The sequence below is a fragment of the Phormidium tenue FACHB-1050 genome, from assembly GCF_014696925.1.
GTDB lineage: Bacteria > Cyanobacteriota > Cyanobacteriia > Pseudanabaenales > Pseudanabaenaceae > Pseudanabaena.
The window spans coordinates 53,340-68,169 of record NZ_JACJQY010000018.1 but is presented as its reverse complement, the minus strand read 5'-3'; the positions used below and the strand labels follow the sequence as shown (position 1 = coordinate 68,169).

The following is a 14,830-nucleotide window of genomic DNA, read 5'->3' as shown; positions in this document are numbered from 1 at the left end:
TTACTAAAAACACAGAAAATGCGATCTACTTTTTTAAAATCTCTAAAAGGCTCGCAAAGCAAGCTTTTTAGAGATTTTAATTTAGAGAATAGCTTTGCTTAGCAAAGCTATTCTCTAATTATTTACCTGCTTTAATTTGAGCAACCAATGCTTCCAAATCCTTGACCTCTGGTACACCAGAGAAAAATACTCCGTTTACTACAAAGGAAGGTGTGCCGCGCACTCCTAAAGATTTACCAAGTTCAAAATCTTTCTTAACTGCTTCCTTGGCTTCTTTGCTTTGGCGATCGCGATTAAAGCGATCAATATCAAGCTTTAAGTTCTTAGCTAATTCCAAATAAAACTCTTCACCAAGTTTGTTCTGCTGCTCAAACAAAGCATCATGGTATTCCCAAAACTTACCTTGTTGGAAAGCCGCCCATGAGGCAAAAGCTGCGGGTTCCGCCTGAGCATGGATCTCTGACAAGGGGAAATGCTTGTATACCAAAGTTACATCATTCTGATTTTTTGACATAAATTCTTTGACTACAGCATGACCTCTGGCACAAAAAGGACATTCAAAGTCGGAGAATTCCGCCATAATAATTTTCTGACTTGCCGAACCTGTCACTGGGGAATTGCGAAGTAACAAACGAGGCTCTTGGCGAATCTGTGATAACACCTTATCGCGCAACTGCTCTTCTTGCTGAGCCTGAGATCTTTGATAAGACTGCACGGAGTCTAAAATCACCTGTGGATTTTTACGAATAATCTCTAAGACTTTGGATTCAAATTGAGCATCAGACAGTTGAGCGCTAGCAGATTGTCCTGTAGAAGCACAACTAGTAATCATCAGTAAGAGCGCAACTAAGGCTGACAATAGATAAGGTTGGAGGCGCATTGCAAAAACATCCCAAATAGAAGGCGGAATTCTTTTCGTCTTCAGTCTACACGATCGCTAATTAAAAACAGAAGTACAGCCCTTGCATTTCTATTGTTTCTAGCACCCTAATGGGTGACGACGAAATGTGTTAAGTTATACTAAGTTTGTTTAAGATTGCAACTGAGGAAATTATTTTGAGACGTAATTAAGAAAATCTTATTAATACTAATAGATATAAAAAATGACCGCTATTACTGATGCTTTCAACAACAGCCAGACTCTTATTATTGCAGGTAGCTATTCCGAATATTTAAACTGGCGTAAAAACAATCCATCGATCAAGTCTTGTAAATATGTAGAACGGATTGAAGATGTACAGGGGGTAAATGGATTTTTGGCAAATATTGTTCTCTATGGAGATTATGAGCATAATCCTGTGTATAACACTTTGAAGATGCAGGAAATCTTAGCAGAAAAGGCTTCTCCATTTCGTTCATATGTGCATTAAAATTTACGCAAAAGAATGCATGGTAAGAGCAATTCATGAATTGCCCTTACCATGCAATAAGGGTTTAAAGCCTTACTGAGTTTGCTTAGGACATAAAACCAAAAAGATGGGTGGCGGCGCGAAGCGCCGCCACCCATCTTTTTGGTTTTATGTCCTATCTATCTCTTGCGTTGCTATATAACTTATTTACTGCTGTAAATATAGGTCAAGTTCAGATGTTCAGCCATTCTGGCAAAAATCTTATCTTCAGTAAATGGTTTAGAGAGAAATCCATCGAACCCGTGCAAAAACAAGTCTTCTTCTCTAAGATCGATTAAGCTAGCAGTTAGAGCAATAATTCGGACTTTTTGCGATGCCGATATATTTCTCATTGATTCAAGTTCCCTAATTGCTGCGGCTGCTTCTTGTCCGCCCAATATAGGCATTCTGACATCCATCCAGATCAAATGTGGATCCCAAGACTGCCACACGGCGATCGCTTCTTCGCCATTACTAACTTCGCGCACATCAAATCCCAGAGGCGATAGAATTCTAGTTAATAGTTGCCGATTTAAACGGATATCTTCAGCAATTAAGATGCGATAAGTTGGATTTCCCTCAATACCAATCACCCGATTGGGCGATTTGCTAGGAGAATTTAGACTAAATAAATCTAAGGATCTGACAGGAATATAAAAGCTAAAAGTAGAACCTTCGCCAACTTTACTAGTTACAGACATCTGTCCACCCATGATCTTGACGTAGTTATAGCTAATGGATAGCCCTAACCCCGTTCCCTCTTGCGATCGCCTACCAGAATGCGTCTGCACAAAAGGCTGAAACAAGGTTAATATTTCCGCTTCAGATATACCTGATCCAGTATCTTCCACTTCAAAACAAAGAATACGAGGTATTTCCGAATATTCTCCAGCTATAGCTTTCACATCCTCCGTAAGCCTACGAACATCCACACGAACACGAATATATCCTGTGTCCGTAAATTTGATCGCATTACTGATCAAGTTGATTAATATTTGGCGTAACTTACCTTCATCGGTATAAATATAGGGGGGAACATCTGGTTGAATGCTGACATCGAAAGATAGCGATTTCTCTTGGGCTTTCAGAGACAACATATCTCTTGCCGTATCCACAATATTGTACAGATAGCACTCCTTTTCTCGAAGAAGTACGCTACCAGCTTCGAGTTTCGACATTTCTAAAATGTCATTAATCATCGTTAGTAAATGATTACCACTATTGCAGATGGTTTGTAGGTCAGCTTGATGTTGCTCATTTAACTCTTGGTCATAGAGCATAAGCTGAGCAAAGCCCAGAATCGCGTTCAGAGGAGTTCGCAATTCATGACTCATGTTGGCTAAAAATGCTGCTTTAGAGCGACTTGCTGCCTCGGCAGCCTCTTTGGCAAGTTTAAGATCGCGAGTCCTTTCCTCAACACGATGTTCTAAAAGGTTAGCCTGTTCCCGCAGTTTTGTTTCTGATTCACGTAGCGCAATTTCTATCTTTTTAAGTAACGTAATATCATAAAAAGTGTTTAATAAGACCTGTTCACCTTTTAGCCATAGTGGGTGTAGGGAGGCTAGTACCCACACAGGTTCTTGATTTGCTCTACATAGACGAATCTCATAGTCACGTACCCTTTGATTTTGCAAAAATTGCTGCTGTAAAATCTCCCAGTCGGCTGGTAAATAGTAAAGATCCCTAATTGAGCGTTTAATTAACTCGTGGGATTCCCTTTGTAGCATTGTGCCAGCGCTGGTATTGGCATAGGTGATCGTCCCATCTGAGAGGCTACTTACGAGCATTGCCATACTGGTTGATTCAGCGATCGCCCTAAACTGTTCCTCACTCTGGCGCATGGTTTCAACGGCGCGATTGTACTGCTCGTATTCGATCGCGTCACCATGTTCGGTAGTAGTCATCAGCATGATTTCGAGATCGCTTTTATCACGATAGACAATCTCTAAAATTGATTGCAAGGTAGCCTGAGCCATCTTGCGTTCAATGATTTCACTTTTTAATCTTTTATTGACATCTAGTAGTTCCGATTCAACAAGATCGCCATGTTCAACTGCGGTTAATAGGGAATTTTCCAGATCACAGTTTTCCATCTGAAGTCGGCTGACTTCCATTCGTAATTCTTTGATCTCTTGTTGGATCGTTTGCCAATCTTTTGTGGATATTTCTTCAGAAACTTTGGGATTGTCCATGTAGGGAAATTTTGTAAAAGCACTGGAAATTACTTGAAGCGTCCAAAACAAGAGTGATGCAATCTAGAAAAGATTACCAATTTTAAGAGACTGATTAAACTTATAGCTATAGCCACTTGTATTAGGATAAACCCAAACCTCAGAAGCGAATGGTGGCGAAAAGCCCCGCCATTCGTTTCTGGATTTTGTGTCCTATCAAGACTGGCGACAGCTATATTATGCGCTTTCAGAGATTCTGACAGGTGAATCTTTTAGAAATTCTTTTGAAATATTTATCAATTATAAAGATAAATCAAACTCAAAAAGATCAAGAAGCGGCGCTTTGCGCCGCTTCTTGATCTTTTAATAAAAAAATAATTTTGACGGGCGTTGATAGATGTGGTAAGGTGCGCTACGCTATTAATCCAAATTGCCTAAGTAATTAGTTATTTGATCTCAATGAGTTATCACTCCCAGACATATGCGATCGCTAGTCGCCAAGAAGATTTAGAGAGACACCTGCTAGAGTTGTCTGTCGTTGACCGTGAGCAGTTGGCGGTTGCCAAACGCTGGCAAGAACGCCAAGAAGGCCCCTTGCTGATGATTTTGTTACAGCTTAGTTTTATTGACTTGCACCAGTTTAGTGGCTTGCTGGACTGGTCTGGTCAAGGTTAAACATCATGAGGGTGGATCGATGCTATCCACCGCTCACAGGGGGGATCAGTGCTACCTCATCACCATTTTTAAGAATTGTCTGGGGATCTACAAAATTTAGGTTGACGGCATAACGAGTAAGCGATCGCCATTTCTCTAGATGTGGATGGTTGCTCACAAGGCGATCAAATATTGCTGATACCGAGGTACTCGGCTCCAAATTAATTTGCAGTTCATCAGTAGCGAGTACTTCTTGAAAAATTGCAAATAGTTTGACGGTAATTTGAATATCTTCAGCCATTGGTTTATGGGAATAGTTTTAATTTAGGAAACAAGGGTTGCTTCGCAACCCTTGTTTCCTAATCTGCTTCTGCATTTTCGTAAGCGGCTATGATGTGATGCACTAGGGGATGACGCACTACGTCATTCTTATCGAACAAGTTAAAGGAAACGCCTTCAACCCCTTTTAAAATATTCATAGCGATGATCAAACCTGATTTTTGATGGCGAGGCAAATCGATCTGGGTGATATCACCCGTTACCACCATCCGCGATTTAAAACCTAATCTGGTTAAAACCATCTTCATTTGCGCGGCGGTTGTGTTTTGCGCCTCATCCACGATGATGAATGAGTTGCTAAGGGTGCGCCCACGCATATAAGCAAGGGGTGCAACCTCAATAATGCCGCGCTCCATTAATTGCGGGACTTTCTCTGCCCCGATCATTTCGTGCATTGCGTCGTAGAGAGGACGCAGATAGGGATCAATCTTTTGCTGTAAGTCTCCAGGGAGGAACCCCAGACTTTCGCCTGCTTCGACCGCAGGACGGGTCAGGATAATCCGCTCAAATTTGTTGCTCTGTAAAGCACTAACTGCCGCGACAGCCGCAAGATATGTTTTGCCAGTACCCGCAGGACCAACCCCAAAAATCAGATCGTGGCTTTCCATCGCCTTTACATATTGCTGCTGGCGATAGGTGCGTGGTTGCACTGAGTCTCCGCGTTTATTACGGGATATTGTCGCCCGATCGCGCCATTCTCCAGAGCGTTCCTCGGCGATCGCTTCAAGGGCGGCGCGAATATCTACGGCGGCGATCGTTTTTTCTTGTGACCACAGCGGCTTCATCGCCTTAATCACCTGTTCCACCAGACTGATCTGCTCAGGTGTGCCATCAATTAAGAGGTCTTGTCCCCGCAACACTAGCCGTACACTCGTTAGCTCTGCAAGTGTTTTGAGATTTTCCTCCCTTGTTCCTGCCAGACTGATGGCACTACTGGGAGTTGGCAAGCTCAAAATGTACGGTTCGTCGCGGGGAGTACCCATTAAATTAATTTTCCTCTGGTTGTGATTGTGTGGGGCTTTGCCCCACACACTAATTAGTTAAATTTTCAGCGCCACTAATGACACGGGCGGACAAAACTTTGTCGCCTAGTCTTAGTTTATCTAAAGTTTCCTTACCATCGGTGACATAACCAAAAACGGTGTAGTTGCCATCGAGTAAATTTAAGCCTGCGGGAGTTAGTTCTGATTCAAATAGGTATATAAAAAACTGCGATGAACCCGCATTGGCATCATCATTGGGATGCGCCATCGCCACAGTCCCAAAGGCGGCAAAAGGTAGTACAGGTATTGTTCCCGATAAGCCTTGCTCTTCAAAGGTTTTGCCATAGGTAGGCACTTTTTGATCGGGCAGGCGTACTTCGATGGGGACTGTGCGGTATTTTTTGGTTTTGGGATCGATATAGCCGTCGGATGGACCAACGGGATCGCCTGTCTGCAAATAATAGTTTTCGTCTGCGCGGGTGAAAGTTAGCCCATCGTAAAAGCCTTTCTGAACAAGATCCACAAATTGTCCTGCATTGACTGGCGCGTTATAGCCATCAACCGTAATCGTAGCGTTGCCTTTCTCTGTGGATAGTTCTACAAGAGCGCGTCCCTTGAGTTGAGGGAGATTGTCATACTTCGCAGGAACTGTAAAGGGGAAGGTTTGAATAAAGTCAGCTTCGACCAGACCGACGTAATCTAAGGCTTTTTCTGATAGAGCTTTGACACTGTTGCGATCTTTGATGGCGATCGCTTCTTGGAGAGGCACAAGGGCGGTTGTTAAGCTCGCCAAATGTTCGGTGACTAATCCTTGACGATCGCTACTAACTTCAGCAATCAACTGTGACTGATTTTGAGTTAGGGATTGCGCGATCGTTTCAATATCTTTTTTAAGATTGCTCCATCGTTTCAAATTGGCTTGACGAGGCATTTGCTCCAAAGTGTGTTGGACATCACGCAGGATCTCACTATCAATCGGCAAAGCATTTCTCAAGATAATGCGGGGATCTTTGATCGCACTTTTGGTTGGTAAGGCTGCCATACTTGGCGCGATCGCCGATATCATCGTTAAACAAGTCACGAGCAAACAAGCGATCGCCAACGTCACGCCTTTAAACCACCAAGATCTCTGAAAAATGAGATCTGTTTGATGATTAGTTTGATCGCTGCTTCTTTCTAAATTACGATTTAAATTAAGATTCAACATTGCATCCAAAACTAAATTAGCCACTTAAAAAATGCTATTGCATTTGGTTGCACTGTTAGGCAAACTTAATCTGATTTCATGCAGTCCTAACTTTAAAAACTCACCATGACGGACGCAAGTATCGATCAAGCCGCAGCGCATAAACTAAAGTATGAGTCTGACGAATCAGACATGTCAGCCCTTAAAAATGATCGCCTATTTAGATCGATCATGGAAAATGTTGCCGACTTAATTGCGGTGATCGATGCCCAAGGCTATCGCATTTACAATAGCCCTTCCTATGAAAGAGTTCTGGGCTATACCTCTTCAGAATTAAAAGGTACATGGGCTTACGACAAGATTCATCCTGATGATCAAGTGCAAGTTCTAGAAGCTGCTGAAGAAACCTTGAAAACAGGTGTGGGCAAGGTTTTAGAATATCGAATGCAACATAAGGATGGCACTTGGCGGATTTTAGAATCATCGGGCAGTGTGATGCGTGATGAGCAGGGGAATGTCCAAAATATTGTGATTGTGGCTCATGACGTTAGCGAGCGCAAAAAGGAGCAGTGGGAACGCCGTCGCGCCGAACGAGAGCTAGAGCGATCGCGCCAAAGTTATAAAGAGCTAGTTAGACGTGAGGAGATGCTAAACCGTCGCCTTGCTAGTCAGATTCGCAATTCCCTTGATCTCGATACGATCCTTGCTACGGCTGTCAATGAAGTACAGGATTTATTGCTGATCGATCTGTGTAATTTCTTTTGGCATGTTCCTGCTACCAATCCACCAGAATTTGAACTCGTGCATTTTGCGGCTAGTCATAACTTTCTGAATGCGGCTACTAGTTATCCGCTGACGCAATTGCCGAAATTTGGTCGGCGCTTACTTAACCAAGAAATTATTCAGATCCAATCAATTTATACCAATGCCGAACTGGATAACCCCAGTCGGATGCTGCTCGCCGACAAAGGATTTACTTCGCAGTTACTTGTGCCGATCAAAACCCGATCGCAAAAATTAGGAGTGATTGTGGCGGCGCATTGTCAAGGTAGTCGCCCTTGGGATGCGGATGAAGTTGAGCTACTCCAAGCTGTTGCTAACCAATTAGCGATCGCGATCGATCAGGCTGAACTCTTTGACAGCGCCCAAGCCAATGCCGCCAATGCCCAAGCCCAAGCCCTGCTGATCGAAAAAGCTCTTGCTGATTTGCAGAAAACTCAAAGTCAACTGATCCAGACCGAAAAAATGTCCAGCCTTGGGCAACTCGTCGCAGGTGTGGCCCATGAAATTAATAATCCTGTGAACTTTATCTATGGCAATCTCAATCACACCAACCGATTTGTCCAGAATTTATTAGAGGCGATCGCCCTTTATCAAAAAAATTATCCAGAGCCAATCCCTGAAATCACCAATTTTCTCGATGAGATCGATCTGGACTTTCTCCAAGAGGATCTGCCCAAAATGCTGACATCAATGAAAATCGGGGCTGAGCGCATTCGCCAAATCGTTTTATCCTTACGAAATTTTTCACGTACAGATCAAGAAGGGCTAAAGCCCTTTAATATCCATGAAGGGCTTGATAGCACGCTTTTAATTTTGCAAAACCGCTTTAAAGCCTATGGCGAGCGCCCTGCAATTAACTTAACGAAGCGTTATGGCAATATTCCAGTTGTTCAGGCTTATGCAGGACAACTCAATCAAGTATTTATGAATATTTTAAGCAATGCGATCGATGCGATCGATGAGAGTGTCACCGATCGCGATCATGCCGCAGAGGCTTCTCAGCATGTCGCCAGTGAAATCTCCATCATTACCGAGTTTAAGCAGCCTACACCTGATCATCAGCAATCCATGGTAATGATCAGCATTATCGATAATGGTCGTGGTATTTCTGAAGATATTGTCAACAAGCTCTTTGATCCTTTTTTTACCACTAAGCCTGTAGGCAAAGGTACAGGCTTGGGGCTATCCATTAGTTATCAAATTGTGGTAGAGAAACATCAAGGCAGATTGCAATGCTTTTCCAAAGTTGGTCAAGGAACTGAGTTTAGAATCGAAATTCCTGTGTAAATAGTGATCTAGAGGTAAGTATGGGCGGCGCGAAGCGCCGCCCATACTTACCTCTAAAATCCTGAAGTGGTGCGAAGTATACCTTCTACGATTTAGTTTTTGTTTATCCTAGGCATTATAGCGATCGCCCCCCCATGAAATCCAACTCTTCAGACAATAACGCCTCACCCTTACAAAATATTTTCTCTTGGGTCAAAAATACACCTGAGCGAGCAATTGACGAGGCTTTTGAAGCGGCTGTCAACATCAAACGGATTGAGGAAGAAACCTTCAAAGGCAATAAAATTGCTAACGATGGCAGCTTTGGGAGCAGTGTATTTAGCGTCTTTGAGATTCAGCTTCAGAAATATCTCAGAACGATCAATGCAAGGCTAAGTTTTTATAAAGTAAGCGCCTCACTGCCCTACTTACAGACTCAAAGCTCTAGCAATCAAGCCAATATAGCGATCGCTAAATACGCTCCCAACAATCAGGACAATGATCCCGTTGGTAATGGACAACTATCCGCAAATCAACTAGGTGGTAATAGCCGTAGATTTTCTATTTACCAGAAACTTGCGTTTATTGATTACACTCTCCAAAGATATAACCGAGCAAGCGATCAGACTATTGATGTTTCTATCAAGCCTTCAGCTACTACTAATGCTTCAGACAGTAGAAAGGACTTGGAAGAAGTTATAGAAACTGAAACTGATGAAAAGTTTCAACTCTTTAAGAGTGGAAATAGATCTAAAAACTATAGACGAACTCCTCAGCAAGTAACATCTGTAGAAAAAAGTATCTTACCTGGATCATTTTTCAAAGCTTTTGATCGAGTCAAACGTAATCTTAGTGGCTCATATACTGATTATGAGAAAGATATTGTTGAAGAATTAAGACAGTCACGCCAACGCATTAATCAAGCTTTACGTTACATTGTAATTTTAGTAATTTCAGTAATCGCCGTACATTTTTTGTCGAAAGCACTCATCTTTAGTCCGATGATTAATAGCTTTATTGACTCCAACAATATGACTGTCAAATTTAGCCCAGCGATCGAGGAAAAGGCTTTTAACGCGCTGCGATTGGCTAAGGAAAGGATTGAGTTTGATCACATGATCAAATCAATTATGTTGGAGCAGGCTCACACCAAACAAAAAACAGAAAAAATAGAAGCTCCGACATCTGAAACATCTAAATCAGAAGCACTACATAAATCTGAGCCTAGTAAATCTGAGGCATCTAAATCAGAAACAGCGACCCCTGAAAAGAAGTTAGATGAAAATGTTGAAGGTCTATCAAACAAAGAGAATGAGAATGAAAGCGTTGAAGCTTTAATTCAGCAAGAATCAGTCAAAATTTTAAAAAGGTACAATGATGCCAGCCTTGATGGTATCAAGAACTTACTAGCTGATATTACGGCTGCTTTTGTTTTCTATCTTTTTCTACTTTCAGGGCGCAAAGAGCTAACAACTATTAAAGAGTTTCTTGATGAAATTTTATACAGTCTCAACGACAATGCCAAAGCTTTTTTAATTATTATTTCTACTGATACCTTTGTAGGGTTCCACTCTAGCGAAGGATGGGACGCTTTATTGACAGTTCTATTTGACCATTTTGGATTACCTGAAAATAAAATTTTGGCACAAACCTTTATTGCTATTGTCCCTGTGTTTTTGGATGGACTATTTAAATTCTGGATTTTCCAATATCTAACCCAAGCTTCACCTGCTACCGCCACAATTTATCGAGAAATGAATGAATAAAAAAACATATTTTTGATGGTGCTGTGAATCCGCACCATCAAAAATCTGGCTCTTGAATTTACGGTGAAGCCATTAATTAAGTAGCTGGCATGGTTAATTACAAAGCAAAACCCGTAAAGTTGCGCCCCGCAGGGGCGTAACTTTACGGGTTTTGCTGATGTATTTTGCACAAGTACTTAATGAGAATTGCTACAAGCGATCGCAAAAACAAGTTAAGATTTATGATGGCTTAGCGACCCAGCCGTTGACAGCCGTTGACTTTGTTAGTTGTGCAATCGATTTTTAAAAATTCCCTATGATTTACGAAATTTTCATGCCCGCGCTTAGCTCCACCATGACCGAAGGCAAAATCACCTCTTGGGTGAAATCACCAGGTGACAAGGTGGAAAAAGGCGAAACTGTCGTGATTGTAGAGTCTGACAAAGCTGATATGGATGTCGAAACCTTCTACGAAGGTTATCTCGGTGTAATTCTCACTCCCGCAGGCGAATCTGCTCCTGTTGGTTCAGCGATCGCCTATGTTGCTGAAACCAAAGAAGAAATCGCAGAAGCCAAGAAAAAGGCAGCTAAGAAAAGTGATGAAGCTGCACCCAAAGAATCTGAAGAGCCACTTGCTAAGCTAGTTTCTGCGCCCACAACTGCATCCGTCGCTTCAATCCCTGATGTGGTTGTATCCTCTCCTCGCAAATCTGCACCCGCCGCACCATCAGGTCGCCAGATTGTATCGCCTAGAGCTAAGCGCATTGCTAAGGATAATGGTATTGATTTAGCTAAGGTTTCGGGTACTGGTCCCAATGGACGAGTTACTGCTGCTGACGTGGAAGCATTTTTAAGTCCTGCTTTTACACCTGCGCCTGCTCCTGTGGCTCAAGCCTCATCTGCTCCTGCAAAAGCTGTTGCCCCTGCGATCGCTAAAGCGGCTACTCCTGTTGCGCTCGGAACTGCTCAGTCCTTAACGACTTTGCAAAAGGCAGTCATCAATAACATGAATCAGAGCCTCTCAGTGCCTACATTCCGTGTGGGCTACACAATTACTACTGATGCTCTGGATGTTCTCTATAAGCAAGTTAAGTCTAAGGGTGTGACCATGACCGCACTTTTGGCTAAGGCTGTTGCCGTAACTTTGCAAAAACATCCTCTAGTAAATGCCAGCCTCAGCGATCGCGGTATCGAGTATAAGAGCAATATCAATGTTGCTGTGGCTGTGGCGATGGATGACGGTGGCTTGATTACCCCTGTGTTGCAAAATGCCGATCAAACCGATTTGTATACGCTCTCTCGCAATTGGAAAGGTTTGGTTGATCGCGCCCGTGCTAAGCAATTGCAACCCGAAGAATATAACTCTGGCACATTCACGATTTCCAACTTGGGTATGTTTGGCGTTGATCGCTTTGATGCGATTTTGCCTCCTGGTACTGGCGCAATTTTAGCGATCGGTGGTTCTCGTCCTCAGGTTGTGGCAACTAAGGATGGTGCAATCAAGGTTGCTAGTCAAATGCAAGTCAATCTCACTGCTGATCACCGTGTGATCTATGGCGCTCATGCAGCGCAGTTCTTACAAGATCTAGCCAAGTTGATTGAAACCAATCCTCAATCTTTGACCTTGTAATATTTCTGGCTGTTTATTAAAAAAACCGTTATTGTCAGAAATTATTCGCGCTTCAGATGATCTCTATGTAGGGGCAAAGCATTCCTGCAGCAACTCACAAATTTTGAGATTGTTTTAATTTGGGAATGCTTTGCCCTAAACTCGCAACGCAGGGACAATTTATTGGTGAAAGCGAAGAGGGTAGAGCTTTTGCGTTTCGAGATAATGGGTGGAAAGCATGAAATATTGGCGCAAATGCTCTACCCCTACGGGTAATTGGTGATATTTTTCTGTGGCGATCGCTTTATATGCTTTTATTTTTTGTATATTGGCATTAATCATTTTCGGTAAGCCACATTTCAGAACGTAAAACTATGACTCAAACCACTCCTAAAGGCATTTGGATTATTACAGATGAAACTATAGAGGTTGAGGAGGGTAAAGGTGGGGTAGATATTGGTGCAGACTATGGTGATTTACCGAGTGACGATCGCAGTGGTCGTAAGCGATCGCATATTAGCGCTGAAGATCTCAAGCAAAATATTGGTGAATTTATCGAGGTGGTGGAAGAGTCTTTTGATCGAGCGGAAAGCTCAAAGTCGAAGCTGCAACTGGAGGAAATCGAGCTATCTATAGAAATCAGTGGTAGTGGCAAGGTAAGCTTGTTAGGCTTCGGTGGCGATGCGTCGGCTAAGGGTGCGGTCAAACTCAAGTTCACACGAAAAGATGGCTAAGAATTGGGCGATTTGCATCGGCATAAATGAATATCACAATCTGCCATCTCTGAGTTTTGCGGTGCGAGATGCCGAAAAGATGCGGGATTGGTTTGTGGATGAGGCGGGGTTTGAGAAGGATCATGTTTATCTGTTTACCGATAACTCGCCGCCGATCGCTGATATGAGTAAGCCCTATCCGTCGCAACCAACCTACGCGACGCTGCTCCGCTTTTTGGAGAATCGCTTTAAGAAACGATTTCTAGAAGCGGGTGATAATTTATGGTTCTTTTTTAGCGGGCATGGGTTGCGTCATTCTGAACGCGATTATTTGATGCTGACAGATAGTAGTGCTAGTGAGAGGTTAGTCGAGAGGACTGCGATTCCTTTGAGTTATGTAACTGAGCGGTTGCGACTTTGTGGTGCGGACAATGTGGTGATTGTGCAGGATGCTTGTCGCGATCGCTTAAGTACAAAGGGATTAGGCATTGGTGAAGAACATCAGGCTGGGGTGATTACCTTTGCCTCTTGTAGTCCTGCGGAAAGATCCTATGAAATTGAGTCACTGCAACAGGGGGCGTTTACCTATGCGTTGTTAGAGTCTTTGCGGCTGCAAGGTGAGGGGAATTGTGCGACTGTGGAACGGCTGTACCAGAGGTTGCGCTATCGGGTTGCGGAAATCAATCAACAGTATAAAAAGCCTCGCCAGACTCCCTATGCGATCGTGGAGCCAGCAACGAAATATCATTTAATTCTGTTACCGAAACAGGCGACGCTTCGGGATATTGATGCGTTGAAAATGGATGCTCAGGAGGCTGAGCTAGAGAGAGATTTGCAGCTAGCCGAGCAAATCTGGACAAGGGTTTTAGCGGTTTCACCTGCGGATAATCAAGCTCTAAAGGCTCTAAAAAGAATTTGGGGACAGCCACCACCGCCAAATAAATCGCAATCATCGAATCAATCACCGTCACCAAGTAAATCAGCTGCATTACCGACCTTTGAGTTTGAGGTGGTAAGCGTTGATGCGAAGGGTAAGGAAGTTAAAAGGGAAAAGAGACAGGCTCAATATATTTCTGAAACCCTAGGTAAAGGTGTAACTCTAGAGATGGTGTCGATTCCTGCGGGGAGCTTTATGATGGGAGCGCCCGAAACTGAGAAGGATAGTGGATATAGCGAACGTCCGCAGCATCGAGTCAATGTTCCTGCTTTTTTTATGGGTAAGTACCAAGTCACACAGGTGCAATGGCGACAAGTGGCAGCATTACCGCAAGTAAAAACAGAACTCAATCCCGATCCTTCAGGTTTCAAAGGCGATCGCCGTCCTGTGGAGAAAGTATCGTGGCTAGAGGCTAGAGAGTTTTGTGCGCGTCTATCTAAGCATTCAGGACGCGAATACAGACTACCGAGTGAAGCAGAATGGGAATATGCCTGTCGTGCGGGAACGACAACGCCTTTTCATTTTGGCGAGACAATTACGCCTAAATTGGTTAACTATGATGGCAACAATCCTTATGGTGACGCGCCTAAAGGTGAATATAGAAAACAAACAACAGATGTCGGCTGTTTTCCAGCCAATGCCTTTGGTCTATACGATATGCATGGCAATGTGTGGGAATGGTGCGCCGATGATTGGCATGGTAATTACGAAGGAGCGCCAACCGATGCATCTATTTGGATGTATGGTATTAAGAATTATGAAGCGCCCGAAACTTTGAAGCTGCTGCGTGGTGGTTCGTGGTACGGCAATGCTCAGTATTGTCGGTCTGCGTGTCGTAGTTACGACAACGCGCGTAATCAGTGCAACTCCTACGGTTTTCGGGTTGTGTGCTCTTTTTCTTTGCGGTGATGACTCCCTTCTCTGTTCTTTTGCCTCAGCCCTTTGCACTTCTTCGTATTTCTTTACCCTTCTTTATCCCTCCTTCGCCGTCAGGCGATCAAATTTTTTTGAATTGGGGGATTTTGGGCAGAACATCTTTAAGCTTGCGCTAGTATT

At 43.2% G+C, this 14,830-nt stretch carries 14 protein-coding genes; 8 read left to right on the top strand and 6 right to left on the bottom strand.

Going from position 1 to position 14,830, the window contains the following annotated elements:
- Positions 1-118: 118 nt before the first annotated feature.
- Positions 119-880: a DsbA family protein gene (locus tag H6G05_RS12665; RefSeq protein ID WP_190578519.1), complete on the bottom strand. Its 762-nt coding sequence runs from the start codon at positions 878-880 to the stop codon at positions 119-121.
- Between the two features lie 223 nt (positions 881-1,103).
- Here H6G05_RS12665 and H6G05_RS12660 point away from each other — a divergent pair, with 223 nt between their 5' ends.
- Positions 1,104-1,370, top strand: a complete 267-nt coding sequence (locus H6G05_RS12660) for a hypothetical protein (protein WP_190578518.1) — start codon at positions 1,104-1,106, stop codon at positions 1,368-1,370.
- Between the two features lie 182 nt (positions 1,371-1,552).
- Here the strand turns inward: H6G05_RS12660 and H6G05_RS12655 are convergent, their stop codons facing one another.
- Complete coding sequence (locus H6G05_RS12655) at positions 1,553-3,580, bottom strand: PAS domain-containing hybrid sensor histidine kinase/response regulator (RefSeq protein WP_190578517.1); 2,028 nt, start codon at positions 3,578-3,580, stop codon at positions 1,553-1,555.
- 438 nt (positions 3,581-4,018) lie between these two features.
- Between H6G05_RS12655 and H6G05_RS12650 the strand changes: the two genes are divergently transcribed.
- Positions 4,019-4,234 (top strand): DUF2949 domain-containing protein, encoded by a 216-nt coding sequence (locus H6G05_RS12650; RefSeq protein WP_094535705.1) that lies wholly within the window; start codon positions 4,019-4,021, stop codon positions 4,232-4,234.
- 22 nt (positions 4,235-4,256) lie between these two features.
- Here the strand turns inward: H6G05_RS12650 and H6G05_RS12645 are convergent, their stop codons facing one another.
- The 3 genes from H6G05_RS12645 to H6G05_RS12635 are packed head-to-tail and all read right to left on the bottom strand — an operon-like array spanning position 4,257 to position 6,766.
- The gene (locus tag H6G05_RS12645) at positions 4,257-4,514 is read right to left on the bottom strand and encodes a MoaD/ThiS family protein (protein ID WP_190578516.1); all 258 of its coding nucleotides are present in this window, start codon (positions 4,512-4,514) and stop codon (positions 4,257-4,259) included.
- Between the two features lie 58 nt (positions 4,515-4,572).
- Complete coding sequence (locus H6G05_RS12640; RefSeq protein ID WP_190578515.1) at positions 4,573-5,535, bottom strand: PhoH family protein; 963 nt, start codon at positions 5,533-5,535, stop codon at positions 4,573-4,575.
- 49 nt (positions 5,536-5,584) lie between these two features.
- A complete protein-coding gene (locus tag H6G05_RS12635) occupies positions 5,585-6,766 on the bottom strand; it encodes a peptidylprolyl isomerase (RefSeq protein ID WP_322096358.1) in 1,182 nt (393 codons plus the stop codon).
- Between the two features lie 81 nt (positions 6,767-6,847).
- Between H6G05_RS12635 and H6G05_RS12630 the strand changes: the two genes are divergently transcribed.
- The 4 genes from H6G05_RS12630 (at position 6,848) to H6G05_RS12620 (ending at position 12,145) form a co-directional block, all read left to right on the top strand.
- The gene (locus tag H6G05_RS12630; RefSeq protein ID WP_190578514.1) at positions 6,848-8,791 is read left to right on the top strand and encodes a PAS domain S-box protein; all 1,944 of its coding nucleotides are present in this window, start codon (positions 6,848-6,850) and stop codon (positions 8,789-8,791) included.
- A 134-nt stretch (positions 8,792-8,925) separates the two neighbouring features.
- Positions 8,926-10,536, top strand: a complete 1,611-nt coding sequence (locus H6G05_RS25370) for a hypothetical protein (RefSeq protein ID WP_242025468.1) — start codon at positions 8,926-8,928, stop codon at positions 10,534-10,536.
- 157 nt (positions 10,537-10,693) lie between these two features.
- Entirely contained in the window at positions 10,694-10,822 is a 129-nt protein-coding gene (locus H6G05_RS25635; RefSeq protein ID WP_277874762.1) for a hypothetical protein, read from the top strand.
- A gap of 9 nt (positions 10,823-10,831) precedes the next feature.
- Positions 10,832-12,145 (top strand): dihydrolipoamide acetyltransferase family protein, encoded by a 1,314-nt coding sequence (locus tag H6G05_RS12620; protein ID WP_190578513.1) that lies wholly within the window; start codon positions 10,832-10,834, stop codon positions 12,143-12,145.
- A gap of 159 nt (positions 12,146-12,304) precedes the next feature.
- Here the strand turns inward: H6G05_RS12620 and H6G05_RS12615 are convergent, their stop codons facing one another.
- Positions 12,305-12,466 carry a hypothetical protein gene (locus H6G05_RS12615; protein ID WP_190578512.1) on the bottom strand — a complete coding sequence of 54 codons (162 nt, stop codon included), beginning with the start codon at positions 12,464-12,466 and terminating at the stop codon, positions 12,305-12,307.
- A gap of 32 nt (positions 12,467-12,498) precedes the next feature.
- On the opposite strand from H6G05_RS12615, the gene H6G05_RS12610 reads away from it, so the two are divergent.
- Positions 12,499-12,858: a Pepco domain-containing protein gene (locus H6G05_RS12610; RefSeq protein WP_190578511.1), complete on the top strand. Its 360-nt coding sequence runs from the start codon at positions 12,499-12,501 to the stop codon at positions 12,856-12,858.
- Positions 12,851-14,683, top strand: a complete 1,833-nt coding sequence (locus H6G05_RS12605) for an SUMF1/EgtB/PvdO family nonheme iron enzyme (protein ID WP_190578510.1) — start codon at positions 12,851-12,853, stop codon at positions 14,681-14,683. The genes H6G05_RS12610 and H6G05_RS12605 overlap by 8 nt, the downstream gene beginning before the upstream one ends.
- Positions 14,684-14,830 lie beyond the last annotated feature (147 nt).

Bases quoted from the DNA above. Each gene is read 5' to 3' on its own strand.
- H6G05_RS12665 (WP_190578519.1), bottom strand. From the start codon at position 880: ATGCGCCTCCAACCTTATCTATTGTCAGCCTTAGTTGCGCTCTTACTG.
- H6G05_RS12660 (WP_190578518.1), top strand. From the start codon at position 1,104: ATGACCGCTATTACTGATGCTTTCAACAACAGCCAGACTCTTATTATT.
- H6G05_RS12655 (WP_190578517.1), bottom strand. From the start codon at position 3,580: ATGGACAATCCCAAAGTTTCTGAAGAAATATCCACAAAAGATTGGCAA.
- H6G05_RS12650 (WP_094535705.1), top strand. From the start codon at position 4,019: ATGAGTTATCACTCCCAGACATATGCGATCGCTAGTCGCCAAGAAGAT.
- H6G05_RS12645 (WP_190578516.1), bottom strand. From the start codon at position 4,514: ATGGCTGAAGATATTCAAATTACCGTCAAACTATTTGCAATTTTTCAA.
- H6G05_RS12640 (WP_190578515.1), bottom strand. From the start codon at position 5,535: ATGGGTACTCCCCGCGACGAACCGTACATTTTGAGCTTGCCAACTCCC.
- H6G05_RS12630 (WP_190578514.1), top strand. From the start codon at position 6,848: ATGACGGACGCAAGTATCGATCAAGCCGCAGCGCATAAACTAAAGTAT.
- H6G05_RS25370 (WP_242025468.1), top strand. From the start codon at position 8,926: ATGAAATCCAACTCTTCAGACAATAACGCCTCACCCTTACAAAATATT.
- H6G05_RS25635 (WP_277874762.1), top strand. From the start codon at position 10,694: ATGTATTTTGCACAAGTACTTAATGAGAATTGCTACAAGCGATCGCAA.
- H6G05_RS12620 (WP_190578513.1), top strand. From the start codon at position 10,832: ATGATTTACGAAATTTTCATGCCCGCGCTTAGCTCCACCATGACCGAA.
- H6G05_RS12615 (WP_190578512.1), bottom strand. From the start codon at position 12,466: ATGATTAATGCCAATATACAAAAAATAAAAGCATATAAAGCGATCGCC.
- H6G05_RS12610 (WP_190578511.1), top strand. From the start codon at position 12,499: ATGACTCAAACCACTCCTAAAGGCATTTGGATTATTACAGATGAAACT.
- H6G05_RS12605 (WP_190578510.1), top strand. From the start codon at position 12,851: ATGGCTAAGAATTGGGCGATTTGCATCGGCATAAATGAATATCACAAT.